Below are 17,721 nucleotides of genomic sequence, written 5' to 3' on the forward strand. Positions count from 1 at the left end.
GCCCGCGTGGAGCCCTGAGCCCGCGTGGAGCCCTGAGCCCCTTCCTCACGTCGTCTCGCGCCAGCCGTTCGTGATCGGCAGCCGCCGGTCCTTGCCGAAGCCCTTCGCCGAGATCTTGGTGCCCGGCGGGTACTGGCGCCGCTTGTACTCCGCCGTGTCCACCATCCGCAGCGTCCGCGTCACCAGCTCCTCGTCGAACCCGGCCGCCACGATGGCGTCCCGGCCCTGGTCCCGGTCCACGTACAGCGCGAGGACCGCGTCCAGGACCTCGTAGTCCGGCAGCGAGTCCGTGTCGACCTGCCCGGGGCGCAGCTCGGCGCTGGGCGGCTTGGTGATCGAGCTCTCCGGGATCGGCGGGGTCTGGCCGCGCTCCTCGGCCGCCCGGTTGCGCCAGCGCGCGAGGCGGAAGACGTCCGACTTGTAGACGTCCTTGATGGGGCCGAACGCGCCGACGGAGTCGCCGTACAGCGTCGAATAGCCCACCGCCAGCTCCGACTTGTTGCCGGGCGCGAGGACGATGTGGCCCTCCTGGTTGGAGAGCGCCATCAGCGTCGTGCCGCGCAGCCGCGACTGGAGGTTCTCCTCGGCGAGCCCGGTGAGCCCGAGCGCGCCCATGTACGCGTCGAACATCGGCTCGATCGACACCGTGCGGAAGTGCAGCCCGGTCCGGCGGGCCAGTTCGGCCGCGTCGCCGCGCGAGTGGTCGGAGGAGTACTTCGAGGGCATCGACACGCCGTACACGTGGTCCGCGCCGAGCGCGTCGCAGGCGATCGCCGCGACGAGCGCCGAGTCGATGCCGCCGGACAGGCCGACGAGGACCGAGCGGAAGCCGTTCTTCGCGACGTACGCCCGCAGCCCGATCACCAGCGCCGAGTACACCTCCTCGTCGTCGTCGAGCCGGTGCGCGTAACCGCCCGTCAGCTCCGGCTCGTACGCGGGCAGCGGCTCCTCCGAGAGCACCACCCGGTCGATCCGCAGCCCGTCGTCGACCAGGCCCTCGGGCGCGTCCGCCGAGGCCGCCGGAAGCTCCAGGTCGAGGATCACGGTGCCCTCCACGAACTGCGGGGCGCGCGCGACCACTTCGCCGGCCGCGTCCACGACGATCGAGTCGCCGTCGAAGACCAGCTCGTCCTGACCGCCCGTCATCGCCAGGTACGCGGTGACGCACCCGGCCTCCCGGGCCCGCTTGCGGACCAGTTCGAGCCGGGTGTCGTCCTTGTTCCGCTCGTACGGCGAGGCGTTGACCGAGAGCAGCAGACCGGCGCGGGCGCTGCGCGTCGCCGGCACCCGGCCGCCCTCCTGCCAGAGGTCCTCGCAGATCGCCAGGGCCACGTCGACGCCGTGGACGCGGACCACCGGCAGGGTGTCGCCCTGCACGAAGTAGCGGTACTCGTCGAAGACGCCGTAGTTCGGCAGGTGGTGCTTGGCGAAGCGCAGCACCACCTCGCCGCCGTACAGGACGGCGGCGGCGTTCTCCGGGGACCCGGCGGGCCGGCCGAGGCGCGGCACGGCCCGCTCGGAGCGGTCGAGGTAGCCGACGACGACCGGCAGCTCCCCGAACCCCTCGTCCGCGAGGCGCCGGGCGAGCCCGCGCAGGGCCGTCCGGGACGCCTCGACGAAGGAGGAGCGCAGCGCGAGGTCCTCGACGGGATATCCGGTCAGCGCCATCTCGGGGAACGCGACGAGATGCGCGCCCTGCCCGGCGGCGTGCCGGGTCCAGTGCACGATCGCCTCGGCGTTCCCGGCGATGTCTCCGACGGTCGAGTCGATCTGATTCAGTGCGAGGCGTAGTTGAGGCACCCGCCCAGTGTAATCGTCAGACCGACGCTATGTCCTGGGATACGGCCGAGCGGTGTCCCGCCCGCCGACATGCGGGGCGGCCGCACCCCGCTGATCATGGCCCCATGACGACCACTGACGAACCGGCAGAGTCGGAACGGCCCGCCGCGACCGGCACGGCGGTCGCGCAGGACGACGGCACCAGGCGACAGTTCATCTCCTGGCTGACCCTCGCCTTCATGACCACGGCGTCCGTCGCCTCCCTGCGCCCCGCGCCGACCATGGCCATCTACGGGCTGGCCGCGATCTTCCTCTACCTCCTCCCCGCCATCGTCTTCCTCCTCCCCACCGCCCTCGTCGGCGCCGAGCTCGCCTCCGGGTGGTCCGGCGGCATCTACCGCTGGGTCAGCGAGGCCCTCGGCAAGCCCCTCGGCTTCCTCGCCGTCTGGTGCCAGTTCGCCATGACCATCGCGTACTACCCGAGCCTGCTGGCCTACGTCGCCTCGACCTTCGCGTACGTCATCGACCCCTCGCTCGCCGAGAACGGCCTCTACGTCGCGATCGTCATCGTCACCGTCTACTGGTCCGGCGTCTGGATCTCCTCGCGCGGCACCAAGGCCATCGCCGGACTCTCCTCCTTCGGCCTGATCGTCGGCACCCTCGTCCCCGGCGTGCTGCTCGTCGTCCTCGGCCTGGTCTTCCTCGGCCAGGGCAACCCCTCCGCCCAGCCCATGAGCGCCGACCACTGGCTCCCGCCCTGGACCGGCCTCGCGAGCCTGGTCCTCATCGTCAACAACTTCCTGTCCTACGCGGGCATGGAGATGAACGGCGTCCACGTCTCCTCGCTGCGCGAGCCCAAGCGCGAGTACCCGAAGTCGATGTTCCTGGCGACCGGCCTCGTCCTGCTGATCTTCATCCTTCCGGCCCTCGCCATCGCCTGGGTCATGCCGTCCGACCAGCTCAGCCTCACCGCCGGCCTCATGCAGGCCTTCGAGGCCTTCTTCGAGCACTTCTCCATCGGCTGGATGACCAGGGTCGTCGGCGTCATGCTGGTCTGCGCCGCCCTCGGCGGCATGCTCACCTGGCTCTCCGGACCCGCCAAGGGCCTCGTCCTGCTCTCCCGGCAGGAGGGTTACCTCCCGCCCGCCTTCCAGAAGTTCAACAAGGCCGGCTCCCCGACCAGCATCATGGTCGCCCAGGGCGTCGTCACCACCCTGATCGGCGTCCTCTACGCCTTCAGCGACAGCGTCTCCAGCTCGTACTGGATGTTCTCCGTCATCACCGTGCAGATCTACCTGATCGCGTACCTGCTGATGTTCGTCGCCGTCGTCAGGCTCCGCCGCACCCAGCCCGAGGTGGAGCGCGGCTTCCGCGTCCCCGCCGTCACCTGGGTCGCCGTCGTCGGCTTCGTCGCCTCCGTCGCCGCGCTCGTCATCGGCTTCGTCCCGCCCGACCAGTTCGACGGCCAGCCGCTCTGGCGCTATCTGCTGATCGTCGGCGGCGGCCTGCTGCTCCTCGGCCTCGTCATCCCCGCCGCCCTCCTCAAGTACCGCAAGCCCGGCTGGGTCCACCCCGACCACCGGGAACCCACGGCCGCACCCTGACGGAGGCACGACGGCCCGGCCGCCCCGCGCGGGGCGGCCGGGCCGCACGGGCGGGTCAGGAAGCGGCGTAGACGCTCGCGCAGAACGCCTTGAGCTGCTCGTCCGAGAGGTGCTGGGCCAGATCGGCCTCGCTGATCATGCCGACGAGCCGCTTGTCCTCGATGACGGGGAGCCGCCGGATCTGGTGGCCCTGCATCTCCTCCAGGACGGCGCCCACGTCCGCGCCCGACTCGACCCAGCGCGGGGTGCCCTTCGCCATCTCGCCGCAGGTGATCTTCGCCGGGTCGTGGCCCATCGCCACGCAGCCGACCACGATGTCGCGGTCCGTGATGATGCCGCAGAGCCGTTCCTTCTCGTCGGCGATGGGCAGCGCGCCCACGTTCAGGTTGCGCATCATCTGTGCGGCGCGGTCGAGCGTCTCGTGTGCCGGGATCCACTGGGCCCCGGGATGCATGATGTCCTTCGCCGTGGTCATGGGGTGCGTACCTTTCGTCGAACGTGTCGTACGAACTCCCCGAGCCCACCCATTGTCGGCGCACGGCACGGCCCCCGCGACCGCAGTGGTCACGGGGGCCGTGGCGCCCGGGGATCAGGCCCCGCGCTCCTTCAGCATGTCCGCCATCAGCGCGATCTCGGACTTCTGGGCGTCGACCATGCCCTGTGCGAGCTTCCGCTCGATGTCCACGGTGCACTTCTGGACGCAGCCCTCGGCCATGTGGACCCCGCCCCTGTGGTGCGCGGTCATCAGCTTCAGGTACAGGACCTCGGCATCCCGGCCGCTGGCCCTGCGCAACTCGTCGAGCTGCGCGTTGGTCGCCATGCCCGGCATCAGGGCCCCGTCCGTGTCGCCCATGTCACCCATGTCGCCCATGCCCATCCAGGCCATCGGCGCGACCCCGGACTCGTTCTTCGGCAGCCCCCACAGGTCGAGCCAGCCGAACATCATGCCCCGCTGGTTGGCCTGCGTGTTGGCGATGTCGTACGCGAGGCGCCGGACCGCCTCGTCCTTCGTCCGGTCCCGGACGATGAACGACATCTCGACGGCCTGCTGGTGGTGGACGGCCATGTCCCGGGCGAAGCCGGCGTCCGCCGACGAGGAGACCGGGGTGGCCGGGGCCTCGTCGCGGTCTGCGGAGGCGACGGTGACCGCACCCCCGGCGAACAGCACCGCCAGGGCGACGGCGGCGACCGCCGCCATCTGCGTGCGGTCGAGCTTCACTGGCCCATCCCCGTGCCGCCCTTGCCGCTCGCGTCCAGGCCGCCGGTGCAGGCCGCGCCCGGCTCCGGGGTCTGCGGGCCGTTCACGTACTTGGTGAAGAAGGCGTCGACGCGCGGGTCGTTCGCGCCGTCCACGGTCACCTGCTTGCCCCAGGCGGACAGCATGATCGCCCCGGCCTGGTCGTCCACGGGGCTCATCAGCGAGTACTTGGTCCTGCCGACCTTGGCGGCCAGCTCCTTCACATCGGCCGGGGAGGCCTTCTTGTTGTACGTCACCCAGACGGCCCCGTGCTCCAGGGAGTGCACGGCGTTCACGTTGGTGATCTTCTTGTCGTAGACCACGCCGTCGCAGTTCATCCAGACCGGGTTGTGGTCACCGCCGACCGGCGGCTCCATCTCGTACTTCACGGCCGTCTGGACGTGGTTGCGGCCGAGCTTCTTCGGGTCCCAGGACTTCTCGCCCGCGATGGGGGCCTTCGCGGCGGCGTCCTTCGCGTCCTGCTCGTCGGACTTCTTCATCAGCACGAAGGTGCCGAAGCCGACCAGGCCCAGCACGACGACGGTCGAGATGCCGATGGTGAGCATGCGGCCGCGGCGCTCACGGGCCTGCTCGGCGCGGCGCATCTCCTCTATTCGGGCGCGGCGGTCGGCGGTGGCGGAGGGGCGGGAAGCCATGGTGATGTCGTCCTTCTTCGGGAGTGGGGTGGAGTTCGGGGAGGGACAAGCGCGGGGCCGGGCGCCCGGCTATGTCCGGAGAACTTGAAGGACGTGCAGGTCCGGAGCGCGCGGCCGGGCGCCCGAACGGCGCGCCGGCCCGTCACCGGAGGGCGGTGCGAGACGCGGCGGCCCGCCCGCCTCGTGGAGCGGGGGGTCGAGCGGGGGCGCGCTGAGCACCGCGGGGGAGAGCGAGGGGAAGAGGGAGCAGCCGCCGCGGTCGTACGGGCAGGTGTACTCGCCGGTGACGGCGGTGGCCTCGGCGACGGCGGCCGTGACCCGCGGGCCCTGGAGGACCCGCGGGCCCTGCGGGTGGTGGGCCCGTTCCCCGTCCGGCCCCGTCCCCAGGCAGAGGAAGAGCGCGGCGAGGAGCGTCGCCACGGCACTCGCCAGTGCCATGGGACGCGCGTGTCGGGACAGGCGTACGAGCCGTGGGGCCCCCATGGGCGCAGATCGTAGTGGGAGAGAGGCCTCCGTGGGCCGAACGGGGTACCACTCGGTAGCGGCAAGCGGGTGGACACGCACCCGGATCGGGACGTTCCCCCGTTACCTGAGTCACACCCGAGCAGGCAGTATGGGTGTGCAACGTGCGCGAAACCATGTGGTGGGATGCTCAGGTGCCCCCCGATGTACCGGAGGCGGTGGGAGCAGGCGGCCTGACCAGCGAGGATGGGTGTGGAAATGGACAAGCAGCAGGAATTCGTGCTCCGTACGCTCGAGGAGCGCGACATCCGCTTCGTACGTCTGTGGTTCACCGACGTGCTCGGCTTCCTGAAGTCGGTGGCCGTGGCCCCCGCCGAACTGGAGCAGGCCTTCGACGAGGGCATCGGCTTCGACGGCTCCGCGATCGAGGGCTTCGCCCGCGTCTACGAATCCGACATGATCGCCAAGCCGGACCCGGGCACCTTCCAGATCCTGCCGTGGCGTGCCGAGGCCCCGGGCACGGCCCGCATGTTCTGCGACATCCTCATGCCGGACGGCTCGCCGTCCTTCGCCGACCCGCGCTACGTCCTCAAGCGGGCCCTCGCCAAGACCTCCGACCTCGGTTTCACCTTCTACACCCACCCCGAGATCGAGTTCTTCCTCCTGAAGGACAAGCCGCTCGACGGCACCCGGCCCACCCCGGCCGACAACTCGGGCTACTTCGACCACACCCCGCAGAACGTCGGCATGGACTTCCGCCGCCAGGCCATCACCATGCTCGAATCGATGGGCATCTCGGTGGAGTTCTCCCACCACGAGGGCGCCCCGGGCCAGCAGGAGATCGACCTCCGCTACGCCGACGCCCTCTCCACCGCCGACAACATCATGACCTTCCGCCTGGTCATGAAGCAGGTGGCGCTCGAGCAGGGCGTGCAGGCCACGTTCATGCCGAAGCCGTTCTCCGACTACCCCGGCTCGGGCATGCACACCCACCTCTCCCTCTTCGAGGGCGACCGCAACGCCTTCTACGAGTCCGGCGCCGAGTACCAGCTCTCGAAGGTGGGCCGCTCCTTCATCGCGGGCCTCCTCAAGCACGCGGGCGAGATCTCCGCCGTCACCAACCAGTGGGTCAACTCGTACAAGCGCATCTGGGGCGGCTCCTCCCGCACCGCCGGCTCCGGCGGCGAGGCCCCCTCGTACATCTGCTGGGGCCACAACAACCGCTCCGCCCTCATCCGCGTCCCCATGTACAAGCCGGGCAAGACGGGCTCCTCCCGCGTCGAGGTCCGCTCCATCGACTCGGGTGCCAACCCCTACCTGACCTACGCCGTCCTCCTCGCCGCCGGCCTCAAGGGCATCGAGGAGGGCTACGAACTCCCGGCCGGCGCCGACGACGACGTCTGGGCCCTCTCCGACGCGGAGCGCCGCGCGATGGGCATCGAGCCGCTCCCGCAGAACCTCGGAGAGGCGATCGCCCTGATGGAGAAGAGCGAACTGGTCGCGGAGACCCTGGGCGAGCACGTGTTCGACTTCTTCCTCCGCAACAAGAAGCAGGAGTGGGAGGAGTACCGCTCCGAGGTCACCGCCTTCGAGCTGCGGAAGAACCTGCCGGTGCTGTAGGGGAGGCGGAGGGCCCGTGCCCGCGTGATGCCGCGGGCGGCCGTCCCGGCGCCGGGCTAAATCCGTTGCCCGGGGCGCGACGGGCGGTCCAGACTGCCGCGGTGAAGATCGAATCAGTCACCACCGCGCGGCTCGTGCTGCATCCTTTGAGCGTGGAAGAGGCCGAGCGCATCGTCGCCCGGCAGTCCGGCCCCGGGGACCTCTGGGGAGAGGACTACCCCAGCGACGGAGACGTCCGGGCGAACACCGGGTTCCTGCGGGGCGTCGCCGAGCGCGGCGACCCGGGGGTGTTCCGGACGTACGAGATACGGCTCGACGGCGTCACCGTCGGCGGCATCGGCTTCCACGGGACGCCGGACGAGATCGGCGTCGCGACCATCGGATACGGCCTCGTCCCCGGCGTACGGGGCAAGGGGTACGCCTCCGAGGCCCTGCGGGCGCTCATCGAACTCGCCCGGACGGCCGGCGTCGCCGGGGTGAAGGGCGACGCCGACCTGGACAACCGGGCCTCGCACCGGGTGATGGAGGCCGCCGGGATGCGGTGCGTCGCGGAGGACGACAAGCTCCGACACTTCTACCTGGGGTTCTAGCCTGCGCGTTTCCGGCGGCCGCCCGCGCTAGCGTCTGGTCCCATGCCGGAAGCCGACCCCCGTGTCTGGTACGCCGCCTACGGCTCCAACACGCACGCCGAGCGCCTGCGGTACTACCTCGACGGCGGCCGTCCGCCCGGCGGCGCGCGGGAGTTCCCCGGCTGCCGGGACCGGCGCCCGCCCGCGCGGTCCGTGCCGGTCGTCCTGCCCGGGCGGGTGTACTTCGCGACCGCGTCGCCCGTGTGGGGCGGCGGCCGCGCCTTCTACGACCCGGCGGCGGACGGCGACGCGTGGGGCGTCGCCCATCTGCTGACGGTCGGACAGCTCTCGGACATCGCGGCCCAGGAGATGTACCGCGAGCCCGGCACCGACCTCGACCTGGCCGAGATCCTCACCACCGGGCGCCACGCCCTGGGGAAGGGGCGGTACGAGACCCTCGTGTGCCCCGGGTTCCTCGACGGCGTCCCGGTGGTGACGTTCACCGCGCCCTGGCCGATGCCGGGTGACGGAGACGGAGACGGCGGGCTGCGGGCGCCCTCCGCCGCGTACCTCCGGCATCTGGCGGCCGGGCTCGGCCGGGCCGGGGCCTGGCCGCACGCCGAGGTCGCCGCCTATCTCGCCGCCTGCCCCGGCGCCGCCGGGCACTGGACGGCCGAGGCGGTGGCGGGGCTCAGCACTCCGCCGCCTCCTGCGGGGCCTCCCCGGCCCGCGCCCCGTGTGGGCGGTGCCCCGCCCCCGCGCGGGCACACGGAACGGCGCGCTTAGCGGCGCCTCCGCGTTCCGGGCCCGAGCCCGCGGCACGAGCGCGCCGTACCTGCGGGTGCGGGTCAGGGCTCGGGAGCCTCCGGCGCCCCGCGACGGTCAGCGGCCCGCAGGCGTCCAGTGCAGCCGGCCGTCCAGGCCGATGACGGCGACCCCGTCCGTGCCGGAGTCCGGGGCGCCGGAGAAGAGGAACTTCTCGAGGCTCCAGACGGGGCGGGTGCCGGCGCGGCCGTGGGGGGCGGTGGCGAGGAAGCCGGTGCGGGAGCGGACGGCGAGGAGGGCGTCGCCGCCGCTGACGGGGCCGAAGCCGGCCACGCCGGTGCCGGGGAGTTCGGTGACGGGGGAGACGGGGTCCGTGCCGGAGAAGTCGGCGCTGCGGAGGTCGCCGGAGGCGGGCTTGCGGAACCAGAGGCGTACGCCGTCGCCGTCGGGGGCGGGGCTCGCGCTGAGGGCGAGGGTCGTGGGCGGGAGGCCGGTCCGCACCGGGCCGGCGAGCAGCTTGCCGGGGGCCTGTTCGGCCCAGGCGAGGACGGTGGCGGGGGTGCTGGCGAAGACGTGTCCGCGGCCGGTGGCATCGGTGGCGGCCACCGGGTCGCCGTACACCTCCGCGCCGCCGAGGGACCGCCACGGACCCCAGCCTCCGCCGGCCTGCTGCTCGCGGGCGGTCAGCCGGTGGCGGCTGTCGCGCAGGACCAGGACGGCCCGGCCGTCGGGGGCGACGGTCACGGCGGGCGCGCTGATGTCCGAGGTGCCGGAGGCGTCGCTCCGCTCGGGGGTGCCGAGCGAGCGCCAGGGGCCGAAGGCGCCGCCGGGGGCGGACTGGACGGTGGTGACCACCTCGCGCCGGTAGTCGGCCGCGACCGTGCCGAGGGTCGTGCGGGTGCCGTAGACGGCCATGCGGCCGTCGGGGAGGGTCACGGAGGTGATGCCGCTGTCGAGGCCGCCGCCGGGCAGCAGCTCCGGGCCCTTCCAGGTCACGGAGTCGGCGGGCTTGCGCCAGGTCGCGAGGCGTCCGTCGAGGACGGAGAAGGCGTGCAGCCCGCCCTCGGGGTCGCGCTGGACCCAGGAGGTGGAGGTGCCCCGGGCGTACCGGACGGTCTGCGTCCAGCCCCGCCCGGTGGGCCGCACGGACACCTTGAGGTCGCCGCAGCCGGCGTCGGCCTCGCAGTCGTGGACGCCGTCCAGCCAGGAGTACGTCTTGAGGGACTCCAGCTTCGCCGCGGCCGCCTCCGGGTCGAGGGTGTGCGGCAGGAAGGAGGTCGGGTAGCCCAGGTAGTTCTGCACGCTCACGTGCGGGTGCCCGGGAAGCTCCGCGTACCGGGCGAGCGCCGCCTGCGCGAACCGCGCCCCGTACAGGTGGTCCTGGTGGTCCCGGAACGCCCCGCCCTTCGGGTACGTGCCGGGGCTCGGGTCCTGCATCCGGACGAAGGTCGGCCGGAACCGCTCCAGGACCCCGGTCAGCGTGGCGACGACCTGTTCCTTCGTGTAGGCGAAGTCGGCGGGGACCGGGGTGCCGGCGGAGCGCTGGGACTCCAGCGTGGTGACCCGGCCGTCCCAGAGGCCGTGGAGACTGTGCGGCCGGTCGCCGTTGATGGAACCGGCCTCGCGTATCTGCAGCCACATCAGCCTGATCTGCGGCCGGGCCCGCAGGGTGTCCAGCTCGGCCCACCCGCCGCCGGCCGTCGGTATCGCCTCCCGGTCCCAGGCGCTGGTCCTGCTGCCGGTCGCCATCTCGGCGTACGCGGCGCGTATGCCGTTCTGCCGGGCCTCGGCGTAGCCGGCCTTGTCGGGGGCGACCAGGTGGCGGTCGCGGGGGCGCGAGTTGATCCCGTCGGACTCGCCGGCGGTGAGGTAGACGCCGGTGAGGGGGCTGCCGGAGCGCAGGGACTGGGAGACGTCCGGGTTCATGAAGAACAGGTCGTCGTCCGGGTGGGCCACGATCTGCACCACGGAGACCGGGGAGCCACCGCCCTTCACGGGCTTCCCGTGCTCCTCGACCGGCAGGGCCTTCACCGGCGGGTGCGACTCCGGGGGCTTCGCCGGGGACCCCGCCGCCGCGTGCGCCGACGGTGCGTTCGACGCCCCCGACATCGTGAGGAACCCGATGGAGGCGCCGCCCACCAGGGCAGCCGTCACCATGGTCGCGGCGGTCCTGCGGCGGGACGGGAAGGCGGGGCGGCGCATGGGGCGGAGCATCTTCGGTGGCGTGCTTTCGGCAAGAGGGCGGACGTGCGGGGCGGTCCCGCGGAAGACAAGACGGACTTTCGGATGATGCGGTTCATCGGACCGCGAGGGCGAGCGATGTGCGGGACGTCACGTGAGGTCCGCCGCACTCCGCGGGCCCGGCGCCCGTCCTCCGGCTGGGAGACGGGCCCTGGGCGCCCGGGACCCCCGCTGCGGATAGGCTCGATGTCCCGGGTTCGTCCCGGGCTTGGACCTGCTCGGAGGGAGCGGCGGAATGACGGTGCCGGGACGCAGGAGCAGTACTTTCTCACGTCTGCTGCGGCACGGGTTCACCGACCCCTCGGGGGCCGAACGGCTCCTCGACGTGCCCGAGCTGTCCGCGCTGCGCGGCGACCCCGTCCTCCTCGACGCCCTCGGCGCCACCGCCGACCCCGACCTCGCCCTGCGGGGACTGGTCCGGCTGGTGGAGGCGCAGCCCGAGACCGAGCGGCAGACCCTCACCACCACGCTGCTGTCCGCGAAGCCGTTCCGGGACCGGCTCCTCGGGGTGCTCGGCTCCTCCGAGGCGCTCGGGGACCACCTGGCCCGGCACCCGCGCGACTGGGAGTCCCTCGTCACGTACGAGGCGGCCGACCTGCACCCGGGGGTCGCCGAGTTCGAGCAGGGACTCGCCGAGGCCACCGACGCGGTGTCGCTGCGGGTCGCCTACCGCCGCTGCCTGCTGGCCATAGCGGCCCGTGACGTGTGCGGCACCACCGACGTCGCCCAGGCCGCCGCCGAGCTCGCCGACCTGGCGACGGCGACGCTGCGCGCGGCGCTCGCCATCGCCCGTACGGCCGCACCCGCCGACGCCGCCATGTGCCGGCTCGCGGTGATCGCGATGGGCAAGTGCGGAGGCCACGAGCTGAACTACGTCTCCGACGTCGACGTGATCTTCGTGGGGGAGCCGGCGCAGGAGGTCGGCGACCAGGAAGGGGGCGAAGCCAAGGCGATCCAGGCCGCGACCCGGCTCGCCTCGCACCTGATGCGGATCTGCTCGGAGACCACCGTCGAGGGCACCATCTGGCCGGTCGACGCCAATCTGCGCCCCGAGGGCCGCAACGGACCCCTCGTCCGCACCCTCTCCTCCCACCTCGCCTACTACCAGCGGTGGGCGAAGACCTGGGAGTTCCAGGCCCTCCTGAAGGCCCGCGCGGTCGCCGGCGACCTGGAGCTCGGCGCCCAGTACATCGACGCCGTCTCCCCGCTCGTCTGGCAGGCCGCCGAGCGGGAGAACTTCGTCCCCGACGTGCAGAAGATGCGCCGCCGCGTCGTGGACAACATCCCCGCCGCCCAGGTCGAGCGCGAGCTCAAGCTCGGCCCCGGCGGCCTCAGGGACGTCGAGTTCGCCGTCCAGCTCCTCCAGCTGGTCCACGGCCGCAGCGACGCCACCCTGCACAGCGGCACCACCCTCGACGCGCTCGCCGCCCTCGCCGCCGGCGGCTACGTCGGCCGCGCCGACGCCTCCCAGCTCGACGAGGCCTACCGCTTCCTGCGGGCCATGGAGCACCGCATCCAGCTCTACCGGCTGCGCCGCACCCACCTCGTCCCCGAGGACGAGGCCGACCTGCGCCGCCTCGGCCGCTCCCTCGGCCTGCGCACCGACCCGGTCGCCGACCTCAACAAGGAGTGGAAGCGGCACGCGGCCGTCGTCCGGCGGCTGCACGAGAAGCTCTTCTACCGGCCGCTGCTCGACGCCGTCGCCCAGCTCGCCCCCGGCGAGATCCGGCTCAGCCCGAAGGCCGCCGGGCAGCGCCTCGAAGCCCTCGGCTACGCGGACCCCGCCGCCGCCCTGCGCCACCTGGAGGCCCTGGCCTCCGGGGTGACCCGCAAGGCCGCGATCCAGCGGACCCTGCTCCCCGTCCTCCTCGGCTGGTTCGCCGACTCGGCCGACCCGGACGCCGGACTCCTCGGCTTCCGCAAGGTCTCCGACGCCCTCGGCAAGACCCCCTGGTACCTGCGGCTGCTCCGCGACGAGGGCGCCGCCGCCGAGAACCTCGCCCGGGTCCTCTCCGCCGGCCGCCTCGCCCCCGACCTGCTGCTGCGCGCCCCCGAGGCCGTCGCCCTCCTCGGCGACCCCGAGGGCCTGAAGCCGCGCGACCAGGACCATCTGGAGCAGGAGGTCCTGGCCGCGGTGGGCCGCGCGGACGACGCCGAGCAGGCCGTCGCGGCGGCCCGCGGGGTGCGCCGCAGGGAGCTGTTCCGTACCGCCGCCGCCGATCTCATCGGCTCGTACGGCACCGAGGACAACCCCCGCGAGCAGGACCCGGGCGCGCTCGTCGACCGGGTCGGGGAGGCCGTCACCGGCCTCAACGCGGCGACGATCGCCGGCGCCCTGCGGGCCGCCGTGCGCGCCGAGTGGGGCGAGGAGCTGCCGACCCGGTTCGCGGTCATCGGCATGGGCCGCTTCGGCGGCCACGAGCTGGGGTACGGCTCCGACGCCGACGTCCTGTTCGTGCACGAGCCGCGCGAGGGCGTCGACGAGCAGGAGGCGGCCAAGGCCGCGAACCGGGTGGTGGCCGAGATGCGGCGGCTCCTCCAGCTCCCCACCGCCGACCCGCCGCTGCTGATCGACGCGGACCTGCGCCCGGAGGGCAAGAGCGGCCCCCTGGTGCGCACCCTGAAGTCGTACGAGGCCTACTACCGCCGCTGGTCGCTCGTCTGGGAGAGCCAGGCGCTGCTGCGCGCCGAACCCATGGCGGGCGACCGGGAGTTGGGCGACCGGTTCATCGAGCTCGTCGACCCGTTGCGCTATCCGGTCGAGGGCCTCGGCGAGGACGCGGTCCGCGAGATCCGCCGCCTCAAGGCCCGGATGGAGTCCGAGCGGCTGCCGCGCGGCGCCGACCCGACCCTGCACGCCAAGCTCGGGCGCGGCGGCCTCAGCGACGTCGAGTGGACGGTCCAGCTGCTCCAGATGCGGCACGGCTGGGTCGAGCCGGGCCTGCGGACGACCCGTACCCGCGAGGCCCTGGCCGCCGCCCACGCGGCGGGTCTGATCCCGACGGAGGAGGCCCAGACCCTCGACGAGGCCTGGGTCCTCGCCACCCGTGTGCGCAACGCGGTGATGCTGGTCCGCGGCCGCTCCGGCGACACCTTCCCCTCGGCCCCGCGCGAACTCGCGGCGGTGGCACGGTACCTGGGGTACGAGCCGGGACACGTCGGCGAGATGGTCGACGACTACCGCCGCATCACCCGTCGGGCCCGCGCGGTGGTCGAGGAGCTGTTCTACGGGGCCTAGAGCCCCTGGTGCACCCGGAGCAACAGGCCCTGGAGCAGGGCCCGTTCCTCCGGGTCCAGCGGTGCGAGCAGTTCGTCCTGGACGGCCCGGGCCTCGGCGTCGAGCTCCGCGAGGAGGTCCCGTCCGGCGGGGGCGAGGGAGACGGAGACGCGCCTGCGGTCCTCGGGGTCGCGGGCCCGCTCGACGTATCCGCCGCCGGCCAGCTGCTCGACGACCTTGGCCATGTCGCTCGGGTCGACGCCGAGCCGGACGACGAGGTCGCGCTGGGCGTGCGGCCCGAAGTCGGAGAGGGCGGCGAGGACCGCCATGTCCCAGAGGCGCAGGCCGTGTCCGGCCAGCCGGTCCGCCAGTCTGCCCCGGGCCGTCTTGCCGATCCTGGAGAGCAGATAGGTGCTGAGGCCGAGCAGGGCGGGCGGGGTGGATCGCGCGGAGGACATGACAGGAGTCTAAGGTCCACTCCTATAGTGGGTGCGGACCTACTATTTTTCGAGGAGCCCGCCGTGGACGTCCCGTACCCCCGCCTGCTCGTCACCCGCTTCGCCGACTGCTTCCGCTTCTACGGCGCGGTCCTGCCGCCGCTGACCGGCGCGGTCCTCGACAAGGGCGGGCCGGACGGTCCGTACGCCGGCTGGGAGTCGGGCGGGCGGGCCGTCCTGGTGCTCTTCGACCGCGCCGCGATGGCCTCCGTCCTCGGCACCGGGGACCTGCCGGCCCGGCCCGCGCCCGCGCAGGACGGCGCGATGCTCGTCCTGCGGGTCGCCGACGTGGACGGGGCCCTCGCCCGCTGCCTGGAGTCCGGCGGGGCCCCCGTGCTCGGCGCGACCGACCGCCCGGAGTGGGGGCCCGGCCTGCGGACCGCCCATCTCCGCGACCCCGAGGGGTACTTGATCGAGCTCCAGTCCTACGGCTGATCCGCGTCGAGCAGCTCCCGGACGTGGGCCAGATGGCCGGCCAGGGCCAGTTCGAAGGCCTGGTCGGCACGGCCCTCCGGGGCCGCGCCGAGGGCGCGGGCCAGTCGCGGGGTGGCCGTCTCGTCGGCCAGCTCCCACATCGCCTCGGGGGCGGCCATGTCGAGGGCCGAGCCGAGGACGATGTTCTCCAGGGCGATGATCACCGGCATGACGTCCGGCAGGGCGAAACCCGCGTCGAGCAGGCGGCCGACGGCGTGCTCGTACTGGCCGAGGACCTTCGGCGCGCGCACCGGTGAGGTGGTGAGCAGCGGGATCGCGCGCGGGTGGGCGGCGAAGGCCGCCCGGTAGGAGCGGGCCCAGGCGGCCATGGCCTCGTCCCAGGGCTCCAGGGCGAGGGTCGCGCCGTCGATCGCGGCGGCCACCCGCTCGCGCAGCAGCTCGACGATGCCGTCCCTGCCGTCCACGTGGTGGTAGACGGAGGCCGTCTGCACCCCGAGCCGTCTCGCGATCTGCGGGACGCTGAACTCGCCCAGTTCGTCGACGATCTCCAGCGCCGTGGTGGTGATCCGCTCCCGGTCGAGGAGGGGTCTGCGCGGCCGGCCCATGAGTCGTCACTCCCTGTTCAGGTCTTCCCGAATCGATGAACGCGAGGCTACATTGCGCAAACCGAAAGCCTTTAGGTTTCCTGTCGCGGAAGGGCTTCCCCCGCCATGCCCTCACCCACGACCGACGGACCCCCGGGGCTGAGAACCGGCACCCTCACCACCGCCGACATCTCCTTCTTCGTCGTCTCCGCCGCCGTCGTGGTCCTCGCCTTCGCGCTCGCCGGGGCCGACCCGTACCAGCAGCTCCTGCTCTGGGTGAACACGCCCGGGACGATCGGCCTGGTCACCGCGCACGTCGACCTCTTCACCGGCGCCTCGACCACCGTCAACACGGTGCCGGTCTCCCTCGCCCCCGCCGTCTTCGTCCTCGGGCTCCTCCTCGCACTCCGGCTCCGCCGCACCCGCCCCGAGACCTACGCCCGCTTCGCCGCCGAACCGTCCGAACCTGGAGACCCCTCGTGTCCGCACCCGACCTCGTCCTCGTCAACGCCCGCGTCCGCGACCCCGAGCTCACCGGTCACACCGCCGTCGCCGTCCATGGCGGACTGATCACCGCCCTCGGCACCGACGAGTGGTCCAAGCGGCTCGGCGAGGAGCGGGCCGCCCGCGCCTGGCGCTGCCGTGACCTGCGGGACGCCGGGGCGCACCTCGCGCTCGGCTCCGACTGGCCCATCGCCCACTACGACGCCCGGCAGGTCCTCGCCACCGCCCGGGCCCCGCACGGCGCGGCCTCGGCCCACCGCGGGCTGACCGGCCCGATGGCCCTGGAGGGGATGACCACGCACGCGGCGCTCGCCGCGGGGGAGGAGGCGGTCGCGGGCCGGATCGCCCCGGGCTTCCGGGCCGACCTCGCCGCCTTCGCCGTGGACCCGGTCCAGGCCCCGGCGGGCGAGACGGCCGAGGCCCCGGTCCGGCTGACGGTCGCGGGCGGCAGGATCACGTACAGGAGCTGACCGGCGGCAGGGTCACGTACGAGGGCCGACCGGCGGCAGGGTCACGTACGAGGGCTGACCGGCGGCAGGGTCACGCACGAGGGCCGACCGGCGGCAGGGTCACGCACGAGGGCCGACCGGCGGCAGGGTCACCGGCCGGAGCTGACCTGCTCCTCGGACTCGGCCGTCTCGCCGTCCTTCTCGCGGTCCGTCCCCTTCGCCGGGGGCGGACCGCCCCGCTGCGGGGTCGACGCCGCCGGCTCCACCAGGCGCGGCAGCCGGTGCGGGCGGGAGCCGTACCAGAAGTAGGAGACGGCGAAGCCGAAGGCCAGGCAGAGCATGCCGCCGACCGCGTCCATCCAGAAGTGGTTGGCGGTGGAGACGATGACGACGAGGGTCGCCGCCGGGTAGAGCAGGCCGAGGATCTTCGCCCAGGGCGCCCGGGCGAGCAGGAAGATGGTCACTCCGCACCACAGCGACCAGCCGATGTGCATCGACGGCATCGCCGCGTACTGGTTCGACACGTGCTTGAGGTTGCCCGAGGCCATCGAGCCCCAGGTGTGGTGGACCAGCACGGTGTCGACGAAGTTCTGGCTGTCCATGAGCCGGGGCGGCGCGAGCGGGTACAGGTAGTAGCCGACCAGGGCCACGGCGGTGGTGGCGAACAGGACCGTACGGAACGCCGCGTAACGGCCCGGGTGCCATCGGTACAGCCACACCAGCACACCGATGGTCACGACGAAGTGCAGCGTGGCGTAGTAGTAGTTCATCGAGACGATCAGCCAGGTCACCGAGTTCACGGCGTGGTTGACGGCGTGCTCGAAGGCGAGGCCGAGGGACTGCTCGGTCTTCCAGATCCAGTCGGCGTTCTTGAGCGCCTCGGCCTTCTGCTCCGGCACCGCGTTGCGCGTGAGCGAGTACACCCAGTAGCTCACCGCGATGAGCACGATCTCGAACCAGATCGTGGGACGCCGGGGCGTGTGCGCGCGCAGCCGTGCGAACCTGCCCTCGCCCGCCACGATGGGTGACGACGGGGTCGTCCGGCTGTCCAAGCTCTTCACGGTCGTTTCACCCATAGCGAGAGAGTCTGCCAGATCCGTCC

At 72.9% G+C, this 17,721-nt stretch carries 15 protein-coding genes and 2 pseudogenes; 8 read left to right on the forward strand and 9 right to left on the reverse strand.

Annotated features, from left to right (window positions below):
* Window positions 1-45 precede the first annotated feature (45 nt).
* Window positions 46-1,800, reverse strand: a complete 1,755-nt coding sequence (locus ACFYUS_RS33790) for an NAD+ synthase (RefSeq protein WP_388861011.1) — start codon at window positions 1,798-1,800, stop codon at window positions 46-48.
* Window positions 1,801-1,904: 104 nt separating this feature from the next.
* Here ACFYUS_RS33790 and ACFYUS_RS33795 point away from each other — a divergent pair, with 104 nt between their 5' ends.
* Window positions 1,905-3,383 carry an APC family permease gene (locus tag ACFYUS_RS33795; protein ID WP_388861014.1) on the forward strand — a complete coding sequence of 493 codons (1,479 nt, stop codon included), beginning with the start codon at window positions 1,905-1,907 and terminating at the stop codon, window positions 3,381-3,383.
* Between the two features lie 55 nt (window positions 3,384-3,438).
* Here the strand turns inward: ACFYUS_RS33795 and ACFYUS_RS33800 are convergent, their stop codons facing one another.
* From ACFYUS_RS33800 to ACFYUS_RS33815, 4 genes are all read right to left on the reverse strand, one after another.
* Window positions 3,439-3,858, reverse strand: a complete 420-nt coding sequence (locus tag ACFYUS_RS33800) for a CBS domain-containing protein (protein ID WP_388861017.1) — start codon at window positions 3,856-3,858, stop codon at window positions 3,439-3,441.
* Window positions 3,859-3,972: 114 nt separating this feature from the next.
* Window positions 3,973-4,581, reverse strand: a complete 609-nt coding sequence (locus ACFYUS_RS33805; RefSeq protein ID WP_388861164.1) for a DUF305 domain-containing protein — start codon at window positions 4,579-4,581, stop codon at window positions 3,973-3,975.
* 17 nt (window positions 4,582-4,598) lie between these two features.
* Window positions 4,599-5,276: a DUF3105 domain-containing protein gene (locus tag ACFYUS_RS33810; protein ID WP_388861020.1), complete on the reverse strand. Its 678-nt coding sequence runs from the start codon at window positions 5,274-5,276 to the stop codon at window positions 4,599-4,601.
* 69 nt (window positions 5,277-5,345) lie between these two features.
* Window positions 5,346-5,714, reverse strand: a complete 369-nt coding sequence (locus ACFYUS_RS33815; protein ID WP_388861023.1) for a hypothetical protein — start codon at window positions 5,712-5,714, stop codon at window positions 5,346-5,348.
* Between the two features lie 282 nt (window positions 5,715-5,996).
* Between ACFYUS_RS33815 and ACFYUS_RS33820 the strand changes: the two genes are divergently transcribed.
* From ACFYUS_RS33820 to ACFYUS_RS33830, 3 genes are all read left to right on the forward strand, one after another.
* Window positions 5,997-7,358: a glutamine synthetase family protein gene (locus ACFYUS_RS33820; RefSeq protein WP_015033133.1), complete on the forward strand. Its 1,362-nt coding sequence runs from the start codon at window positions 5,997-5,999 to the stop codon at window positions 7,356-7,358.
* Window positions 7,359-7,459: 101 nt separating this feature from the next.
* The gene (locus ACFYUS_RS33825; protein ID WP_388861026.1) at window positions 7,460-7,948 is read left to right on the forward strand and encodes a GNAT family N-acetyltransferase; all 489 of its coding nucleotides are present in this window, start codon (window positions 7,460-7,462) and stop codon (window positions 7,946-7,948) included.
* Window positions 7,949-7,990: 42 nt separating this feature from the next.
* Window positions 7,991-8,713: a histone deacetylase gene (locus ACFYUS_RS33830; RefSeq protein WP_388861029.1), complete on the forward strand. Its 723-nt coding sequence runs from the start codon at window positions 7,991-7,993 to the stop codon at window positions 8,711-8,713.
* Window positions 8,714-8,809: 96 nt separating this feature from the next.
* On the opposite strand, the gene ACFYUS_RS33835 is transcribed toward ACFYUS_RS33830, so the two are convergent.
* The gene (locus ACFYUS_RS33835) at window positions 8,810-10,894 is read right to left on the reverse strand and encodes a PIG-L family deacetylase (RefSeq protein ID WP_388861032.1); all 2,085 of its coding nucleotides are present in this window, start codon (window positions 10,892-10,894) and stop codon (window positions 8,810-8,812) included.
* A gap of 274 nt (window positions 10,895-11,168) precedes the next feature.
* Here ACFYUS_RS33835 and ACFYUS_RS33840 point away from each other — a divergent pair, with 274 nt between their 5' ends.
* A complete protein-coding gene (locus tag ACFYUS_RS33840; RefSeq protein ID WP_388861035.1) occupies window positions 11,169-14,171 on the forward strand; it encodes a bifunctional [glutamine synthetase] adenylyltransferase/[glutamine synthetase]-adenylyl-L-tyrosine phosphorylase in 3,003 nt (1,000 codons plus the stop codon).
* Here ACFYUS_RS33840 and ACFYUS_RS33845 read toward each other — a convergent pair.
* Window positions 14,168-14,608, reverse strand: a complete 441-nt coding sequence (locus ACFYUS_RS33845; RefSeq protein WP_388861038.1) for a MarR family winged helix-turn-helix transcriptional regulator — start codon at window positions 14,606-14,608, stop codon at window positions 14,168-14,170. The two genes, ACFYUS_RS33840 and ACFYUS_RS33845, sit on opposite strands and share 4 nt — an antisense overlap.
* Window positions 14,609-14,671: 63 nt before the next feature.
* Here ACFYUS_RS33845 and ACFYUS_RS33850 point away from each other — a divergent pair, with 63 nt between their 5' ends.
* Window positions 14,672-15,082: a VOC family protein gene (locus ACFYUS_RS33850; protein ID WP_388861041.1), complete on the forward strand. Its 411-nt coding sequence runs from the start codon at window positions 14,672-14,674 to the stop codon at window positions 15,080-15,082.
* Here the strand turns inward: ACFYUS_RS33850 and ACFYUS_RS33855 are convergent.
* Window positions 15,073-15,687: a TetR/AcrR family transcriptional regulator C-terminal domain-containing protein gene (locus ACFYUS_RS33855; RefSeq protein WP_388861044.1), complete on the reverse strand. Its 615-nt coding sequence runs from the start codon at window positions 15,685-15,687 to the stop codon at window positions 15,073-15,075. The two genes, ACFYUS_RS33850 and ACFYUS_RS33855, sit on opposite strands and share 10 nt — an antisense overlap.
* Before the next feature lie 192 nt (window positions 15,688-15,879).
* Here ACFYUS_RS33855 and ACFYUS_RS33860 point away from each other — a divergent pair.
* Window positions 15,880-16,236, forward strand: a pseudogene (locus ACFYUS_RS33860) (amino acid transporter); the annotation flags it as partial.
* An 11-nt stretch (window positions 16,237-16,247) separates the two neighbouring features.
* Window positions 16,248-16,640 (forward strand): annotated as a pseudogene (locus ACFYUS_RS33865) (amidohydrolase family protein); the annotation flags it as partial.
* 128 nt (window positions 16,641-16,768) lie between these two features.
* Here the strand turns inward: ACFYUS_RS33865 and ACFYUS_RS33870 are convergent.
* On the reverse strand, window positions 16,769-17,695 hold the full coding sequence (locus tag ACFYUS_RS33870) for a phosphatase PAP2 family protein (RefSeq protein WP_388861047.1): 927 nt from the start codon (window positions 17,693-17,695) through the stop codon (window positions 16,769-16,771).
* Window positions 17,696-17,721: the final 26 nt, after the last annotated feature.

This window comes from Streptomyces sp. NPDC004284 (genome assembly GCF_042874035.1).
In the GTDB taxonomy this organism is placed as follows: Bacteria; Actinomycetota; Actinomycetes; order Streptomycetales; family Streptomycetaceae; genus Streptomyces.